Source organism: Vibrio qingdaonensis (genome assembly GCF_026191675.1).
In the GTDB taxonomy this organism is placed as follows: Bacteria; Pseudomonadota; Gammaproteobacteria; order Enterobacterales; family Vibrionaceae; genus Vibrio; species Vibrio qingdaonensis.
Map to the genome: position 1 here is coordinate 1 of NZ_JAKRRY010000162.1, position 509 is coordinate 509.

Annotated in this window: 1 protein-coding gene and 1 pseudogene; both read left to right on the forward strand. The window is 37.7% G+C overall.

Annotated features, from left to right (window positions below):
* Positions 1–298: pseudogene (locus MD535_RS25835) on the forward strand (type I restriction endonuclease subunit M); the annotation flags it as partial.
* 54 nt (positions 299–352) lie between these two features.
* The coding region (locus MD535_RS25840; protein WP_265678139.1) for a transglycosylase SLT domain-containing protein at positions 353–509 on the forward strand (157 nt) is incomplete at its 3' end.

Below are 509 nucleotides of genomic sequence, written 5' to 3' on the forward strand. Positions count from 1 at the left end.
AAAAAGGAAAAAATTATGTTTGTACGGCTGTGCCGTTTGATCTTGGCAAAGTTGTTTGTACACAAGGCATTGCTGAACTGCTAAACAACAATATTGGTGTGAATTTATCGATTTACTTACATCGTCACCAAAATGGTGATTGGGGAAATGTCTGTGTTGAAGATAAACTTACCAATGACGAAGCCACCAAGACATGCGAGCGGGTTTTATCCAGTTACACCATTTGTAATGAACAAGTCTGGATAATTACCGAGCGTGATCGTAGTTGCACTACGATTTACTCCCTAATGAATATTGATGACGTCAATTCACGCGATATAATGGAGTTCCTTTGGACTCCATTTTTTAGTTTATGAAAAAACTAATCTTATTATTGTCGGTATTTCCAAGTGTCGGGTATTCGTTTTGTTTTGATGAAGCAGGACAACATTATAATGTTGATCCAGATTTGCTGCGAGCGATAGCACAAGTTGAAAGCAGTCTTGATCCTAATGCTTATAACGAAAACC